This window comes from Yersinia sp. Marseille-Q5920 (assembly GCF_946902935.1).
In the GTDB taxonomy this organism is placed as follows: domain Bacteria; phylum Pseudomonadota; class Gammaproteobacteria; order Enterobacterales; family Enterobacteriaceae; genus Yersinia; species Yersinia rochesterensis.
Genome location: NZ_CAMPQA010000012.1, coordinates 131,659 through 148,793, shown reverse-complemented (window position 1 = coordinate 148,793; position 17,135 = coordinate 131,659). Strand labels below are relative to the sequence as shown.

Sequence of the window (17,135 nt, the reverse complement as noted above, 5' to 3'; positions counted from 1 at the left end):
CGCTGAAGAGTCAAGGATTTATTTGTTTTCTTTCGAAGTCAAAATCATTCTTTTCTCTTCCTGACCCGGCGAAGTGTGTTTCGTTGTTCCCGGTCAGTGGAGGCGCATTATAGGGAGTTCCTGACAGCCTGCAACCCCTAATTTGAAAAAACTTTTCAACCGTGTTTTTTTTCAACAACTTGCGGTGATAACCACCATTCTCGTCACTTTTTGTACTGTAGCGCTGAGAAATCTTGAGCAAAACCGCTCACCTGTTGCCAATCGGTATACTCGACTTCTTTGCTGGTATCCGTTTCTCCGCCCGTCATTCGCATAATAAGTTGAATCATGACCTTGTCTATCCACCGATAGCGGGGATAACGCAGGGCTCCTGCGAATACCGTACACAATGTGGGTTGCCAAGGTGTGCCGAGTAAGAACTTGCGAACATAAGCATTAGTCTGGGGAGAACGTTTCTCTGGTTTACGCGCGGTCAGATTGACGGCAAAGAACGCACTCGGTATTTGATTAAGCTGTTCAACATGTTTATTGACGAATTGACTCAATACCGGGCTGAAATGGCCATAACGTACAGAGGCGCCAATCATTACTTGCTGATACTGCCTCAGGTCTATTTTCTCCACATTGGCCAAGTCCTGTATTTCACACGTGGCACCGGTGGATAATTCCTTAGCTATATAAGAAGCGATGGTTTGCGTTTGACCATCTCGGCTGGAGTAAAGTATCAGTACTTTCATAGCAATGTTCCTTATGCAGAATTACTCACGCCAGAATGTTGGGGTGAAAAGAACCAGCAAGGTGAAAACTTCCAACCGGCCAAATAGCATTGTTATCACTAATATCCATTTAGCAGCCGGGTTCATAGAAGTGAAGTTATCCGCGACTACGCCCAAACCGGGCCCTAAATTGTTCAATGTTGCAGTCACTGCCGCAAAAGCAGAAAACTCATCAACACCCGTTGCGATGATAGCCAACATACTGATAATGAAAACCAATGCATATGCAGAGAAGAAACCCCAAACGGCTTCCAGTATCCGTTCCGGCAATGCTCGTCGCCCCAGCTTGATGGTGTAGACCGCGTTTGGATGAACCAAGCGTTTTAACTCACGCGAACCTTGTAGATAAAGCAACAAGATACGGATAACTTTCAAACCGCCACCGGTCGACCCCGCACACCCCCCGATAAAAGCAGAACATAATAAGAGTATCGGTAGGAATAACGGCCACTTGGAAATGCTGTCCGTCGTGAAGCCCGCCGTAGTCGCCATAGAGACCACTTGGAAAAAGGCCTGATTTAAGGTTTCTATCCCCGACTTGTATACACTGTGTTGCCAGAGCACTAAGGTACAAACGATAACCAGCGTCAATTGTACAAAGATAAACATACGGAATTCGGGATCACGCCAATAAACTTTCAAACTGCGGCCACTGAGCACAGCAAAGTGCAGGCCAAAGTTACACCCCGAGATTAGCAAGAAAATAGCAATAATAGTGTTAATCGTCGGGCTGTTGAAGTAACCGATACTGGCGTCATGAGTAGAGAAGCCGCCTATTGCAATCGTAGAAAAGCTGTGAGAGATAGCATCAAACACCGACATTCCGGCAGCCCACAGAGAAAGCGCACAAGCAATGGTCAGCAAGACATAGATAAGCCAAAGTGTTTTCGCTGTTTCAGCAATCCGGGGGCGCATTTTATTATCTTTCAACGGCCCAGGCATTTCCGCCCGATAGAGCTGCATCCCCCCAACACCTAAGATAGGCAAGATGGCCACCGCCAACACAATGATCCCCATGCCACCAAGCCATTGCAGCATTTGTCGATAGAATAAAATAGCTTTAGGCAGCGAATCCAATCCCACCAGCGTAGTGGCTCCGGTAGTTGTCAGCCCAGAAAATGATTCAAAGAATGCATCAGTCAGCGAAAGATTAGGTCGCTCAGAGAATAAAAACGGTAATGCCCCGACACTGCCCAACACTGTCCAGAACAGCACGACGATCAAAAAGCCCTCTCGGGGCTTTAACTCATGCTTCTGTTTTCGGTTCGGTAGCCACAGTAAAAGGCCTATTGCCAAGGCAACAAAAAAGGTTTCGCTGAAGGCACGGCCGGCACCATCACGATAGATCAAGGCCACTACCCCAGGAATAAACATTGTCCCGGAGAATAAGATAACTAGCAGGCCGACAATACGGGTTATGGCACGAAAATGCATTCCGGCACGTTCCTTAGCAATTCACTTGGATGGGGATTATTGCGAAATGGGTGTCAATTGCAACATACCACGACTGAGATCCCGCAATTTATCCCCGACCTGACTGGCTTGAGTTGCTGGCAAAGAGAGATGGAGTGTCACAAATTGTGCGTAATCACTCTGTAAAATCTGGCCTTCAACCTGCTGTAATAATGTTTCTACTATGGACAACTGCGCATAGTCACACTGCAAAGTATATTCTACCTGTGGGACTTTATATTTTACTTCAATTTGCTTCAACGCCTGTTGAACACCACTGCCATAAGCCCTGACTAGCCCACCAGTACCCAACTTGATGCCACCATAATAGCGCACAACCACCGCGGTTATTTCACCTATGCCACTGCCCATCAGTTGGGCAAGAATCGGTTTACCCGCCGTGCCCGAAGGCTCACCATCATCGGAAAAACCTAATTGCTGTGAATCTATAGGTGCTCCGGCAACAAAAGCCCAGCAATGATGCCGGGCTGTTGGATGCTGTTGCTTTATCTGCTGAATAAAATCTTTCGCTTCATTCACCCCACTGGTATGCGCCAGCAAGGTGATGAATCGACTTTTTTTAATCTCTTCGCTGATAGTCACCGGCGCCGTAGGGATTAGATACGGCTGCATTAGGCCAGCTTCAGGTCGCGTGTCATGTTCTCGACCCGATTATCGTGAATAACGATATTGTCTTCTATACGAATACCACCATAAGGTTTCAGTGTTTCGATAAGATCCCAATTGAAATGCTGACTGAATTCACCGGAGCGCCAAGGTGCCAATAAGGATTCGATAAAGTAGAGGCCAGGTTCAATGGTCAATACCATGCGCGGTTGCAGAATACGAGTGCAGCGTAGGTAAGGATATTTGGATGGCGCGCTGAGATGCGTCCCTTTATCATCCTGCATAAAACCAGCAGTATCATGAACTTGCAACCCTAGAGGGTGACCCAGCCCGTGTGGTAAGAATGGGCAGGTAATACCTTGTTCGACCATCGCCTCTTCACTGATACCCGTCACCAAGTTATGAGTACGCAGCAACTTCGCAATACGCTGATGCATCTGAACATGATAATCGGTATAGCGCTCACCACTTTTAATGGTTTTAATCAGTTCAAGCTGTTCATTATTAAGGTCTTTGATCAATGCGGCAAAATCGTTTTCACTGTCTGCGGCATAAGTGCGGGTCAAGTCAGCAGCATAGCCATTATATTCCGCGCCCGCATCCATCAGGAAACTACGCATTTCTGCCGGTGGCTGGTGTTGTAGCGTAGTGTAATGGAGTACAGCTGAATGTTCATTTAGCGCAACAATATTATCGTAGGGCACATCAGTATCACGATGACCGGTAGCCATCAGATAAGCGAGGTTGATATCAAACTCACTCATACCGGACTGGAATGCTTCATGAGCTGCGCGATGCCCGGCAACTGCCGTTTTTTGCGCTTCACGCATGCAGGCCAGTTCATAATCTGTTTTATAAGAGCGGTAGAAATGCAGATAATCCAACACTGGCTGTGGATTAATGTTTTCTGCACTGAAACCCAAGGCCTGGGCGCGTTCTTGAGCATATCCAATGTATGCAACGCGATCGCGCTGTGCCGGTAATAGTTGTGCAATATCATTAGCGTTTGCCAATGGTTGAATATCAATGGCCTTGGTCCAGAAGCTATCTGGTAACGGCTCAACACAGTGCCAATAATCTACCGGGGAGTAAAACCATAACTTCGGCGAATTAACGCCATCAACCCATAACCAGCAGTTTGGAACTTGCGTCACCGGCACCCAAGCTTTGAATTGGGCATTAACTTTAAAAGGATAGTCACGGTCATCAAGGAAAATACGTTGCAACTCACCGGAATGAATCAATAAAGCATCTAACTGATGACGCTCTAACACCTCACGAGTGCGTTGTTGTAGAGTGGATAAATGTTCGTTATATAAAGAAGCCAGCGTTTCCATCACAGTACCCTTCGCTATTAGAACTTAATTTTTCAATCTTATCATAGTCGCCGAGGCCATGTTTCGCCGACACTCATTCCATGATGTGATAACAACAATATCCAAAATAACTGACGTGATAACTCGCTCGCAAGTAGGCAATAAATCCATTTTTCAGCCCCTCGATACGCCTCGAATAAAATTGATGAAAATCAATTATGCCATCCGATTGACTGTGATCTTCACTGCAAAAAATCAATCTCTTGTTTGCAATTCATTAACAAAATATCCACACTTCCTGAATATCTGGTCATACCAGATCACATGCGCTTATTCAGGAGATAGATATGCTCTACCAAAGCGAAACATTAAAGCTTCACTGGCTGGAAAACGGCATTGCCGAGTTGGTGTTTGAAGCACCGGGTTCAGTTAATAAACTGGATACTAAAACCGTAGCCAATCTGGGTGAAGCCTTGATTGTGTTGGAAAAACAAAGCGAACTCAAAGGGTTACTATTGAGTTCAACTAAGGCGGCCTTTATTGTTGGCGCTGATATCACAGAGTTTCTATCCCTGTTTAATGCCCCACCGGAAAAATTGCATCAATGGTTGGTTTTCGCCAACGACATTTTCAATCGTTTGGAAGATTTACCGGTACCGACCCTATCTGCGATCAATGGATATGCGCTGGGTGGCGGGTGCGAATGTATTCTGGCAACAGATTTCCGTGTGGCTTCACCAGAAGCACGTATTGGCCTACCGGAAACCAAGCTCGGAATCATGCCAGGTTTTGGCGGTTCAGTTCGCTTGCCACGGTTATTAGGCGCTGACAGTGCGTTGGAAATTATCGCGGCTGGCAAAGATATTATTGCTAAAGATGCTTTAAAAGTTGGTCTGATTGATGCTGTCGTCGCCCCTGAGAAACTGGCTGATGCAGCTTTAACCATGCTGAAACAGGCTATTGACGGCAAACTTGACTGGAAAGCCGCTCGCCTCCCGAAATTGGAGCCTCTGAAGCTCAACCCCACTGAAGCCGCCATGTGTTTTACCATTGCTAAAGGCATGGTCATGCAAGTAGCAGGTAAACACTATCCGGCTCCCCTGACCGCAGTCAAAACCATCGAGGCCGCCGCAAAACTTGGTCGAACCGAAGCATTGAAGTTGGAAACCACCAGTTTTGTCCGTTTAGCGGGATCCAATGAAGCCCGGGCATTAGTCGGTATTTTCCTCAATGATCAATATGTTAAAGGACAGGCTAAAAAACTGTCCAAAGGTGTTAGTGCACCAAAACAGGCCGCAGTACTGGGTGCGGGGATTATGGGCGGTGGAATTGCCTATCAATCAGCACTGAAAGCTGTGCCAGTCATTATGAAAGACATTAATGAAAAATCCCTGACACTGGGGATGAATGAGGCGGCCAAGTTACTGAATAAACAGTTGGAACGCGGCAAAGTGGATGGTCTGAAAATGGCGAGTATCTTAGCGACTATCCAGCCAACACTTGATTACACCGGTATTGAACGCGCCCAAGTCATCGTAGAAGCGGTGGTGGAAAATCCAAAAGTGAAAGCGGCGGTGCTGGCTGAAGTTGAAGCATTGATCGGCGAAGAAACTGTTTTGGCCTCTAACACCTCTACAATTCCGATCGATCAACTCGCTAAATCCCTTAAACGCCCAGAAAACTTCTGTGGCATGCACTTCTTCAACCCCGTTCATCGCATGCCACTGGTTGAAATTATTCGAGGTGCGAAAACCTCAGATAAAACTATCGCTGCTGTTGTCGCATACGCCACGCAAATGGGTAAAACCCCGATTGTGGTCAATGATTGCCCAGGTTTCTTTGTTAACCGCGTTTTATTCCCGTATCTGGCCGGGTTCGGTATGTTAGTCAGAGACGGAGCGGACTTCCGCCAAATTGATAAAGTGATGGAAAAACAATTTGGCTGGCCAATGGGCCCTGCCTATCTATTAGATGTGGTCGGCATTGATACCGCGCACCATGCACAAGCTGTTATGGCTGCCGGCTTCCCTGAACGTATGAATAAAGATTATCGCGATGCGGTTGACGTCATGTTCGAAAACCAACGATTTGGTCAAAAAAATGGCCAGGGTTTCTACCGTTACACCCAAGATGCCAAAGGCAAACCGCGTAAAGAGAATGATGAACAAGTAGATGTGTTATTAGCACAAGTCATTCAATCAGTTAAGAAATTTAGTGATGAAGATATTATTGCCCGCACCATGATCCCGATGATCAATGAAGTCGTGCGGTGTCTGGAAGAAGGTATTATTGCCAGCCCAGCTGAGGGCGACATGGCGCTGGTGTATGGCATTGGGTTCCCGCCATTCCACGGCGGCGTTTTCCGTTACCTTGACACCATCGGCAGTGCAAATTATGTCGAAATGGCTCAGCGTTATGTTCATCTTGGTGCGCTGTATCACGTCCCGGCGGGGCTGAGGGCCAAAGCTGAACATAACGAAAGCTATTATCCTGTAGCGACAGCGCTGCCTGATATTTCTACCAGTCAACCGGCATGAGGTCTGAAAACATGGAAAATGTAGTCATTATTGATGCCGTCCGCACACCGATGGGCCGCTCCAAAGGCGGCGCATTCCGTCAGGTTCGGGCGGAAGATCTCTCTGCTCACGTAATGCGGGCAATGCTGAGCCGCAATCCTAAGCTGAATGCCGCCGAAATCGACGATATTTATTGGGGTTGTGTGCAGCAAACACTAGAGCAGGGCTTTAATATCGCCCGCAATGCTTCTTTGCTGGCCGAAATTCCTCATAGTGTCCCTGCGGTGACAGTAAACCGCCTGTGTGGCTCATCAATGCAAGCTTTGCATGATGGTGCCAGAGCTATCATGGTGGGTGATGCGCAAGTCAGTTTGATTGGTGGTGTGGAACATATGGGCCATGTACCCATGAATCACGGTGTTGATTTCCATCCTGGCATGGGCCGCACTGTGGCTAAAGCCGCAGGAATGATGGGGCTAACAGCCGAAATGCTGGCAAAGATTCATAATATCAGCCGCGAGTCTCAAGATGAGTTTGCAGTCCGCTCCCATCAACGGGCATCTGCCGCCACACAGGAAGGCTATTTTGCCAAAGAGATTGTCGCCACCAATGGACACGATGCCGATGGCATATTAAAACGCTTTGATTTTGATGAAGTTATTCGCCCTGAAACCAATTTGGCGGGTTTAGCGGCTCTACGCCCAGCTTTTGATCCAGTGAATGGGACAGTGACGGCGGGGACATCCTCAGCACTTTCTGATGGTGCTTCCGCGATGCTAATCATGAGCGAATCTCGTGCAAAATCATTGGGTTTGACGCCACGTGCCCGTATTCGCTCGATGGCCGTGGTCGGTTGCGACCCATCAATTATGGGCTATGGCCCAGTACCCGCCAGCAAATTGGCACTAAAGCGCGCCGGGCTTAAGCTCGAAGATATTGGTTTATTTGAATTAAATGAGGCGTTTGCCGCTCAGTCATTGGCTTGCTTGAAAGGTTTGGGTCTACTGGAAAGCATGGATGACAAGGTAAACCTGAATGGGGGCGCCATTGCACTCGGCCATCCATTAGGCTGTTCAGGAGCACGAATTTCCACCACGTTGCTCAATCTGATGGAGCATCGTGACGTGCAATTCGGCCTGGCAACCATGTGCATTGGCTTAGGCCAAGGCATTGCGACTGTCTTTGAACGCGTATAACCAAAAAACATTAAGGGCCTGAATACAGGCCCTTAGACTGGAGTTTAGTTGCCGTTTTCCCGCCTGTCAGGGGCGGGCTTTTTAACTGCCGCTTTACTCAGATAAAAGCAAAAGCATCGCCATAAATATGGGATTCCAGCGCGCCGCGTTCTGCACAAAAACGCTCACGTGCAATCTTCGCCATTTCAAAACGACCCGCGATATAAATATCCTGCTCAGCAAGAGAACCAAAGTCTTGCAGCACCGCACTCAGAACCGTTCCAGTACGACCGCGCCAACCCTCTTCCGGTTGCTCAACCACGGGGATAACTTTCAACTGCGGATATTTTATCGACAGCGCTTCCAGTTCGCTGAGGTCATATAAATGTATAGCTTCGCGCCCTCCCCAATAGATGGAGACTTCGCGATCAGGTTGCTCAGCCAATGCCGCTAACAAAATGGAGCGCGCATAGGAAAAACCTGTACCACCAGCAATCAAGACCAATGGTCGATGACTGCCCTCGCGGAACCACGCCTCGCCATGCGGGATATCCACATCCAGTGTTTTCTCTTTCAGAATTCTATCCATCACCGCCATAGCATACAGGTTGAGCTCCGAAGCCCCGATATGCAGCTCGATGAAGTCTGTTTCCAGTGGCGTGGACGCCATAGAGAATGGCCGTTTATCACGCTCGTCCATGACGACCATTAAATACTGCCCAGCACGGAAAGAAAATGCAGATGCAGGCACCAATTGCACCCGGTACACCGTATCGGTAATGGCCTCTACGGAGGTTACTTTACAGCTTAAAGTTGTCATGCCTTCCCTCTGTCGGGTCATCAAATGCAAAACTAAGGACAAAATGGACGCCGGTTAGCGTTTCGTCTCTTTGTCACTGAAAATGGCGAGTTCGTCCCAAATAGCATCAACGCGGGCGCGGACTTCTTCATCCATTTTAATTGGACGCCCCCATTCACGTGGAGTCTCTGCTGGCCATTTGTTGGTGGCATCCAGCCCCATTTTCGATCCTAAACCGGAAACCGGCGAGGCGAAATCCAAGTAATCTATTGGCGTATTTTCAATTAATACCGTATCGCGGGAAGGATCCATTCGGGTCGTAATCGCCCAAATAACATCATTCCAATCACGAGCATTAATGTCATCGTCACAGACAATAACAAATTTTGTATACATAAACTGGCGTAAAAACGACCAAACACCCATCATCACGCGTTTAGCATGACCAGCATACTGTTTTTTGATTGTTACCACGGCCAAGCGGTATGAACATCCCTCGGGTGGTAGATAAAAATCAACAATCTCTGGGAATTGCTTTTGCAAAATAGGAACAAATACTTCATTCAGCGCAACCCCCATCACCGCCGGTTCATCCGGAGGACGGCCAGTATAAGTTGAATGATAAATCGCGTCTTTACGTTGGGTAATATGTGTGACGGTAAAGACAGGGAAGCTATCAATCTCGTTGTAATAGCCGGTATGGTCACCATAAGGGCCTTCTGGTGCCATCTCACCCTGCTCAATATATCCTTCCAATACAATTTCTGCACTTGCAGGAACTTCAAGTGCGTTGGAAAGACACTTTACGACCTCGGTTTTATGTCCGCGTAATAAACCAGCAAAAGCATATTCAGACAGTGTATCTGGCACGGGCGTTACCGCAGCCAAAATAGTCGCAGGATCAGCCCCCAGCGCGACGGCTACTGGGAAACGTTCACCGGGATGTGCTTCACACCATTCTTGATAATCCAAAGCGCCGCCACGATGAGATAACCAGCGCATAATTAACTTATTTTTGCCCAGGACTTGTTGGCGATAGATACCCAAGTTCTGGCGCTCTTTATGTGGCCCTCGGGTAACCGTCAAGCCCCAAGAGACTAATGGAGCTGCATCCTCAGGCCAACAGTGCATAACAGGGATTCGGCTTAGATCGACATCTTCCCCCTCCCATACTTGCTCTTGGCACGGGGCAGAGCTTAAGCATTTCGTCGGCATATTCAATACCTGCTTGAATTTCGGCAGTTTATCGAATAAATCGCGAAAACCTTTTGGCGGATCAGGCTCTTTCAGGAAAGCTAACAGCTTGCCGACATCGCGCAGTGCACTGACATCTTCTTGCCCCATTCCCATCGCAACCCGTTTAGCTGTGCCAAACAGGTTACACAGCACGGGCATACTGTAGCCTTTCGGATTCTCAAAAAGTAATGCAGGCCCACCAGCACGCAAAGTGCGATCGGCAATTTCTGTCATTTCCAGATAAGGATCAATAGGCTGGCTAATACGTTTAAGTTCACCCCTCTGTTCCAGCAACGAGAGGAAGTCACGTAAGTCACGGTATTTCATGCTGATCATTTCGGCGGCTAAGTGATGCGCCATTATAGGCTGTCTTTATAGCAGTTGCTGTCTTTTTGTTAAAAATGAATGCAGGCTAACTCGAAAAAATATCATATGATTATTGACTATCTGTTATTAACTTTTACAAAAAAAGATATAGGATTTTCGATAAAAATTACAGTTAATGACTTAAATAACAAATAGATATATCAAATGATGTTTTTTCCTTACTGTATATGTATCCCCATTTTTGTTATGCTGCCGGGTAGTAGCTAAAGGCATATGAAATTATGAAACACTGGCATTTGTTATATTGTAAACGTGGTCAGCTTTTGCGTGCTAAAGAGCATCTAGAGCGACAAGAAGTGAATTGCTGGACACCGATAGTCGCTATCGAAAAGTTAGTGCGCGGAAAAAGAACTGAAATGACGGAAGCACTATTCCCAAATTATCTGTTTGTGGAGTTTGATCCGGAGCAGATTCATACCACAACGATAAGCGCCACCCGGGGTGTTAGTCACTTTGTCCGATTTGGCGTACAGCCCGCAGTAATCCCGGCAATCGTTATTACTGAGATGCAATCCTATACTGCAGATAAAATAATTGATCCTGAAATACCCACTCCTGGCGATATAGTGACAATTACTGAGGGTATCTTTGCTGGTTTACACGCGATTTATACCGAGCCAGATGGTGAAGCTCGTTCAATGTTATTGCTGAATATGCTCAATAGCCAAGTGCTACAAAGTCTGGATAATCGCCAGTTTGAAAAGCAATAAAACTCTTAATTAACAAACCCAAGGTAGGTATCTCAGTACCTACCCTGCGACTTTTATTACTACCAAACTATTAACGCTGCATATGGTCGTCATGCAACCATTGGGCAACTTGCTTGGCAAAATAAGTTAATACTCCATCCGCACCCGCGCGCTTAAAGCACAGTAGCGACTCCATAACGGTTGGTTTTTCTTGTAGCCAGCCATTTTGGATTGCTGCCATATGCATCGCATATTCACCGGAAACCTGATAAGCAAAGGTCGGAACTCCAAAAGTGTCTTTCACCCGGCGTACCACATCTAAATATGGCATCCCAGGCTTGACCATCACCATGTCGGCCCCTTCCTGCAAGTCTTGAGCAATCTCTTGTAAAGCTTCATCACTATTGGCCGGGTCCATTTGATAGGTTTTCTTATTTCCCCCTTTCAGATTGCTACTAGAACCAATAGCGTCGCGGAATGGACCATAGTAACAAGAGGCATATTTTGCTGAATACGCCATAATTTGCGTATTTACCAATCCTTGTAGCTCTAACTGATCGCGAATAGCACCAATACGGCCATCCATCATATCGCTCGGGGCCACAATCTCAGCACCAGCTTCTGCATGTGACAATGCTTGGCGCACTAAAATCTCTTTGGTTATGTCATTAATGACATAACCGTCAGCGTCAATCACACCATCTTGCCCATGGGTTGTGTAGGGGTCGAGGGCAACATCCGTAAGAATGCCGAGCTCTGGCACCGCATCTTTTAATGCTCGTATAGTGCGTTGTACCAGTCCATCCGGGTTATAAGCTTCTTCCGCATGTAATGATTTCATACCTGATTCAATAACCGGGAATAACGATATGACCGGAACGCCAAGCTTGGCAATGATTTCAGCTTCTTTCACCAACAAATCAATCGTCATACGCGAGACTCCTGGCATAGACGAAACAGCTTGTTGATGGTTTGTTCCTTCCATGACAAACACCGGATAGATCAAGTCATTGACTGTCAGCTGATTTTCAGCGACCAGTCGACGACTGAAATCATGACGGCGCACACGGCGCATACGGCGACCAGGGAAGGTGCCCGGGAATGCATAGCTCATATTGTTCTCCTAACTCAAACCAACCGGAAAATCCGGCGGGCGTTTTCATCAGTTTTCTGCCCTAGCCATTTAGGGTCTTCTTGTCGCCAGACAGCAACCTGCTGGACGATATGGGGCAGAAAGCAGGGTTCATTGCGACGAGATGCCGGTTTAGGATATATATCCCGTGGCAATAAATACGGGGCATCGGTTTCTAGCAGTAATTGCTGGACAGGAATACGCGGCAATAACGCCCTCAATTCAAGACCACGACGTTCATCGCAAACCCAACCAGTGATACCGATAGATAAGCCCAATGCCAGACAGGAATCCAATTCATCAGCAGTGCCGGTAAAACAATGCACAACAGCTGCGGGAATTTTATCTAGCCAAGGTGAAAGCAAAGCAATGAAACGATCGTGCGCCTCTCGGCAATGCAAGAATACCGGCAAAGAAAGCTCGGCAGCTAAGGCAAGCTGTGCGGTAAAAGCAATCTCTTGCTCAGTTGGAGTAGAAAAATCGCGGTTAAAATCCAACCCACACTCACCAATAGCAACTACTGCGGCATGTGCTGCCAATCCCCGGATTTTCTGCTCCACATCTTTTTGCCAACTGCTCGCATGATGGGGATGAACACCGGCGGTTGACCAGCAATATCTCGGATAGGCTGTGGCAAGCTCAAGGGCTGCCTGGCTTTCTTCTGCATCAGTACCGGTAATAAGCATACCGGAGATCCCAGCATCTTTTGCGCGGGCCACGACTTGAGGGCAATCTTTTGCAAATTGTGAACTGGTTAAGTTCACGCCGATATCAAACATAAGTGTCCCAAAACAGAAGCCGCCCAGAAGGCGGCTAAAATATCAAAGTAGAAATTTAAGACTCTTTAGGATGGTTATCGACTTCTTCATCCTCTTCCTCAATATCGGTACGGCGTTGTTTGCCGGTGTAGAAGCGAGCAAAGAACACGCCCACTTCAAATAACAGATACATCGGAATCGCTAACAGTGTTTGTGACAGCACATCAGGTGGGGTAAGGAGCATTCCCACAACAAAAGCACCAACAAACACATAAGGCCGTTTCTTCTTCAATGCTTCAGGTGTTGTCACTCCCGCCCAGCACAAAAGAATTATCGCAATCGGAACTTCAAAAGAAATACCAAAAGCCATAAAAAGCGCCATAACGAAATCAAGATATTTGGTGATATCCGTCGCGATTAACACACTTTCCGGCGCGGTTTTGGCAAAAAAGCCAAAAGCTAGCGGAAAAACAATAAAATAGGCAAATGCCATTCCCAGATAAAATAAGAAGCTGCTGGATATCAGCAGTGGGATCATCAAGCGGCGCTCATGTTTATACAGCGCAGGGGCGATAAATGCCCAAACCTGATAGAGGATCATCGGCGCTGAAACAAATACTGAGACCATCATGGTCAATTTAATCGGGGTAAAGAACGGTGATGCGACATCTGTTGCAATCATACTAGAACCAGCAGGCAGTTGTTTGATCAACGGAGCTGACACCAAGTGGTAGATATCATTGGCAAAGAAAACCAAGACGAAAAAAACCACTAAAATAGTGATGATGCAATTCAATAGCCGCTTACGCAGTTCTATTAAATGAGTAATAAGGGGTTGGGTATCATCAACAGCCATGTTTACCGATCGCCGCCAGGTTGGTGAGTTCGAGGTTGACCAGCACTGAGTGAGTCTGTGCTATGAGTATCAACTGCGGCAGTTTGTGCCTGAGTTACGCGGGTATTAGTAACAGGAACAGGCTCCCGATCTACAGAAGAAATAGACGCAGAAGATGCCTCAACCTGAACAATGGGTTTATCATCGCCATCATGGGCGGTTTCAACCGATACCGGAACGACTGTTTTATCAATATCAGTACCCGGAGCTTGCGGTGATGCTTGAACTTTCGTTGCTGACTCTGCGGGCGTAACACCATCATGAATCGCTTCCGGTTCAGTAACGAGCGGATTATGGATCGTATGTGGTGCTTCCGAGCCGATGTCAGAATGATAAGAACGCTTCAGTGCTTCAGCAGCCTCTTTGAGTTCATCCATTGAGGCTTTCAGCTCAGGTGTCAAGTTCTGCAAACCAGCTTCTTCTGCTTTTTTCAGGCTGTCTTGCAACTCTTGTATTTTAAGCTCTTGGGCTAACTCGTTTTGCACAGTTGCCGCAAGTGAACGCAATGTCCGAATCCAACCAGCAACGGTTCTGACAGCAACCGGTAATCGTTCTGGCCCAAGGACGACCAGCCCGATCACCAGCACCAGTAGCAGTTCACTAAACCCGATATCGAACACAGCTTATCCCTGCTCTTTGTCGTGGCTCTTAGATTCTTCAGCTTTGACTGCTGGCTGCTGTTTTTCAGTAAGAGTCTTTGCAAAATCAGCATCATTGCTGGTTTTATCAGTATCAGTTGGCGGGGTTTGTGTGTCATCACCAATCGCTTTTTTAAAACCTTTGATAGATGCACCCAGATCTGACCCTAGCGTCCGCAATTTGTTAGTACCAAACAACAGAACGACAATCACAGCAATAATTAATAACTGCCAAATACTTATACCACCCATTACATTCACCTCTATATTACAGGGGTTATTCCACAGAGGGCCGCATTATACGTCATATAGCCCCGGTGAATACCTATCTAACTTACCGCATTTTGAACTAGCGCATAGCTTCTTGAACAAATAAGTGGCTTCTTGAATAACTTTTACATAACTCATTAGCCGCGCAATGGCCTATCCACCGATACTTTTAGCAATAAGTCACTAACTGGTTCGCCGCCAACCAATAAACCAAGCCAATACTCCAGCGACAATGAACCCAGTTGAAATTTCTACTGCATCAGCCAAGAATAAAATGGTACCACTGACTAATAGTGTAGCGCCAACACCGAATAAATACCGTGATTGACCCTGACGTTGCTGCTGACCTTGCATTTGAGTTGTGAGCTTATCGACACTTTGCTGTAGTAATTTATGCTGCTGTAAGCTGTCATAAACAAGTTCTGGTAACTCAGGGAATTTTTCCGCCCAGAATGGTGCTTTCTCTTTCAATGCACGAATAACAGCAGGTAACCCGACTTGATCCCGCAACCAGCTTTCCAGGAAAGGTTTTGCCGTCGTCCAGAGATCAAGTTGTGGGTAGAGTTGACGCCCTAAGCCTTCAACATACAACAACGTTTTCTGTAGTAAAACCAGCTGTGGTTGAACTTCCATATTAAAGCGACGTGCCGTGTTAAAGAGATTCAATAGCACATGGCCGAATGATATTTCCGCCAGTGGTTTTTCGAAAATAGGCTCACAGACGGTACGGATAGCGAATTCAAAATCTTCAACATTAGTGTCACGGGGAACCCAACCGGAATCGACGTGTAGTTCTGCAACTCGGCGATAATCCCGATTAAAGAAAGCAATGAAATTTTCAGCGAGATAGCGTTTATCTGCTTTATTCAGTGAGCCAACAATACCGCAATCAATACCGATGTAAAGTGGGTCGTGAGGATGCTCATAACTGACAAAAATATTCCCCGGGTGCATATCTGCATGGAAAAAACTGTCACGGAAAACCTGAGTGAAGAAGACTTGGACCCCGCGCTCAGCCAACAACTTCATATTGGTGCCTTGATCTTCAAGGGCTGTAATATCAGATACGGGAATACCGTAAATTCGCTCCATCACCAATACACTTTCCCGGCAATAATCAGAATATACCTCGGGAATATAGAGCATTGGACTGCCTTCAAAATTACGGCGCAACTGAATAGCATTAGCGGCTTCACGCAGTAAATTTAGCTCATCAAGCAGTGTTTTTTCGTATTCACGTACTACTTCGCGCGGGCGTAATCTACGGCCATCAGGTAAAAGCTTAGGAACCCAACCCGCCAGACGATACATTAAGCGTACATCTGCTTTGATAATCGGCAAGATATCAGGGCGAATGACTTTGAGTACAACTTCTTGGCCGTTTTCTTTTAAACGCGCAGTATGTACCTGAGCAATGGAAGCAGAGGCTAAAGCTTCCTGCTCAAAGTCATCAAACCATGTTTCTAGCGGCCCGCCCATCGCAATTTCAATATACTTGCGTGCAAGCGCACCATCAAATGGAGCGACTCTATCTTGTAACAAAGCAAGTTGATCGGCAATTTCAGGAGGGAAAAGGTCGCGGCGAGTAGACATCATCTGTCCAAATTTGATCCAGACAGGTCCTAGCTCCTGCAAGGCAAGACGTAAACGCTCCCCTAGCGGTTTATCTTTATGACGATTAGGCAACCAGAAAAATAAATGACGGCCAATACGCAATGGTAGCGTCAAACGTATATTCGGGATTAATTCATCCAGCCCATAGCTCAAAAAAACCCGAATGATAAGATACAGGCGCCGAAGTTCTCCTGGCGTCATTGTTTTGTCTCCATGGTTACCAATCTGGTAGTCAAAGCCTCGGTAGCTCGAGCGGTGGCATCAACCTCTTCGTTAAACCACACAATTTCCAGCGGCGCTGGAGCCATTTTCCATTCTTCAGTTATTGCTTCAGCCAAGTAGTTTTGCTGCTGTTGCAACTGGTTACTGAGAAAACGGCTACTTTTTTGTACTACCTGCCCAATGGTTTCCGCTGCTATATCACCAATATAGGGAGCCAGCCATTCTGCTGGCTCCCACTCGGCAAGATCTAATAACGTAACAAGCTGTTGAACTACCTGGATATCATCTTCGACAATCAGCTCACCACTACGCATCAAAGATGAAAGCTGCTGACGGTCACGCAGTTTCACCAACACAGCAACATCCGTTTTCACTATGCAGTCCGCATCACCATCCCATCGACTTAAAACATCAACCTGCCGTTCGCTAAATACTAATAACAGAGGGAAGCTCATTTCACGTAACTCAATACGCAGGACTTTCCCCGCTAAACGTAAACGTGCAGCTTTTAGGCTTTTGTCGCGAAAGAGCACACTATTTAGTGATGTTTCTATAGCGGCTGTTATTAGCGGCGATAACAAAGTTGGTTTCAGTAACAAAGGTTTATATATCAGTGACTTTAGCGGCATAACC

Annotated in this window: 16 protein-coding genes; 3 read left to right on the top strand and 13 right to left on the bottom strand. The window is 46.7% G+C overall.

The annotated features are described in order from the left end of the window. Nucleotides 1–203: 203 nt before the first annotated feature. The 4 genes from hemG to pepQ are packed head-to-tail and all read right to left on the bottom strand — an operon-like array spanning nucleotide 204 to nucleotide 4,192. Nucleotides 204–737 carry a menaquinone-dependent protoporphyrinogen IX dehydrogenase gene (gene hemG / locus OVO64_RS16660; RefSeq protein ID WP_267248901.1) on the bottom strand — a complete coding sequence of 178 codons (534 nt, stop codon included), beginning with the start codon at nucleotides 735–737 and terminating at the stop codon, nucleotides 204–206. Between the two features lie 21 nt (nucleotides 738–758). After that, nucleotides 759–2,210: a Trk system potassium transporter TrkH gene (trkH, locus tag OVO64_RS16655; protein WP_004391390.1), complete on the bottom strand. Its 1,452-nt coding sequence runs from the start codon at nucleotides 2,208–2,210 to the stop codon at nucleotides 759–761. A 36-nt stretch (nucleotides 2,211–2,246) separates the two neighbouring features. Continuing rightward, a complete protein-coding gene (locus OVO64_RS16650) occupies nucleotides 2,247–2,861 on the bottom strand; it encodes an IMPACT family protein (RefSeq protein ID WP_267248900.1) in 615 nt (204 codons plus the stop codon). Next, on the bottom strand, nucleotides 2,861–4,192 hold the full coding sequence (pepQ, locus tag OVO64_RS16645) for a Xaa-Pro dipeptidase (protein ID WP_050292273.1): 1,332 nt from the start codon (nucleotides 4,190–4,192) through the stop codon (nucleotides 2,861–2,863). The genes OVO64_RS16650 and pepQ overlap by 1 nt, the downstream gene beginning before the upstream one ends. A 326-nt stretch (nucleotides 4,193–4,518) precedes the next feature. Between pepQ and fadB the strand changes: the two genes are divergently transcribed. Both fadB and fadA read left to right on the top strand, forming a co-directional pair. Then, on the top strand, nucleotides 4,519–6,708 hold the full coding sequence (fadB, locus tag OVO64_RS16640) for a fatty acid oxidation complex subunit alpha FadB (protein ID WP_038638384.1): 2,190 nt from the start codon (nucleotides 4,519–4,521) through the stop codon (nucleotides 6,706–6,708). An 11-nt stretch (nucleotides 6,709–6,719) separates the two neighbouring features. Then, nucleotides 6,720–7,883, top strand: a complete 1,164-nt coding sequence (fadA, locus tag OVO64_RS16635) for an acetyl-CoA C-acyltransferase FadA (protein WP_038638380.1) — start codon at nucleotides 6,720–6,722, stop codon at nucleotides 7,881–7,883. Nucleotides 7,884–7,980: 97 nt separating this feature from the next. On the opposite strand, the gene fre is transcribed toward fadA, so the two are convergent. Both fre and ubiD read right to left on the bottom strand, forming a co-directional pair. Further along, complete coding sequence (gene fre, locus OVO64_RS16630; protein WP_038638377.1) at nucleotides 7,981–8,682, bottom strand: NAD(P)H-flavin reductase; 702 nt, start codon at nucleotides 8,680–8,682, stop codon at nucleotides 7,981–7,983. Nucleotides 8,683–8,736: 54 nt separating this feature from the next. Beyond that, nucleotides 8,737–10,233: a 4-hydroxy-3-polyprenylbenzoate decarboxylase gene (ubiD, locus tag OVO64_RS16625; protein WP_038639995.1), complete on the bottom strand. Its 1,497-nt coding sequence runs from the start codon at nucleotides 10,231–10,233 to the stop codon at nucleotides 8,737–8,739. A gap of 272 nt (nucleotides 10,234–10,505) precedes the next feature. On the opposite strand from ubiD, the gene rfaH reads away from it, so the two are divergent. Further along, nucleotides 10,506–10,994 (top strand): transcription/translation regulatory transformer protein RfaH, encoded by a 489-nt coding sequence (rfaH, locus tag OVO64_RS16620; protein ID WP_038638374.1) that lies wholly within the window; start codon nucleotides 10,506–10,508, stop codon nucleotides 10,992–10,994. 70 nt (nucleotides 10,995–11,064) lie between these two features. Here the strand turns inward: rfaH and hemB are convergent, their stop codons facing one another. The 7 genes from hemB to ubiJ all read right to left on the bottom strand — a co-directional run bounded on the left by hemB (nucleotide 11,065) and on the right by ubiJ (nucleotide 17,131). Continuing rightward, nucleotides 11,065–12,087: a porphobilinogen synthase gene (hemB, locus tag OVO64_RS16615; protein WP_038638371.1), complete on the bottom strand. Its 1,023-nt coding sequence runs from the start codon at nucleotides 12,085–12,087 to the stop codon at nucleotides 11,065–11,067. A 14-nt stretch (nucleotides 12,088–12,101) separates the two neighbouring features. Continuing rightward, nucleotides 12,102–12,884 (bottom strand): 3'-5' ssDNA/RNA exonuclease TatD, encoded by a 783-nt coding sequence (gene tatD, locus OVO64_RS16610; protein ID WP_145509961.1) that lies wholly within the window; start codon nucleotides 12,882–12,884, stop codon nucleotides 12,102–12,104. A 55-nt stretch (nucleotides 12,885–12,939) separates the two neighbouring features. Continuing rightward, nucleotides 12,940–13,719, bottom strand: coding sequence for a Sec-independent protein translocase subunit TatC (gene tatC / locus OVO64_RS16605; RefSeq protein WP_050292278.1), 780 nt, complete (start codon nucleotides 13,717–13,719; stop codon nucleotides 12,940–12,942). A gap of 2 nt (nucleotides 13,720–13,721) precedes the next feature. Continuing rightward, nucleotides 13,722–14,378, bottom strand: a complete 657-nt coding sequence (gene tatB, locus OVO64_RS16600; protein ID WP_038638362.1) for a Sec-independent protein translocase protein TatB — start codon at nucleotides 14,376–14,378, stop codon at nucleotides 13,722–13,724. Between the two features lie 3 nt (nucleotides 14,379–14,381). Further along, complete coding sequence (gene tatA, locus OVO64_RS16595) at nucleotides 14,382–14,648, bottom strand: Sec-independent protein translocase subunit TatA (protein WP_038638359.1); 267 nt, start codon at nucleotides 14,646–14,648, stop codon at nucleotides 14,382–14,384. 201 nt (nucleotides 14,649–14,849) lie between these two features. Continuing rightward, complete coding sequence (ubiB, locus tag OVO64_RS16590) at nucleotides 14,850–16,481, bottom strand: ubiquinone biosynthesis regulatory protein kinase UbiB (protein ID WP_038638356.1); 1,632 nt, start codon at nucleotides 16,479–16,481, stop codon at nucleotides 14,850–14,852. Beyond that, complete coding sequence (gene ubiJ / locus OVO64_RS16585) at nucleotides 16,478–17,131, bottom strand: ubiquinone biosynthesis protein UbiJ (protein ID WP_038638352.1); 654 nt, start codon at nucleotides 17,129–17,131, stop codon at nucleotides 16,478–16,480. Before ubiJ ends, ubiB begins: the two co-directional genes overlap by 4 nt. Nucleotides 17,132–17,135: the final 4 nt, after the last annotated feature.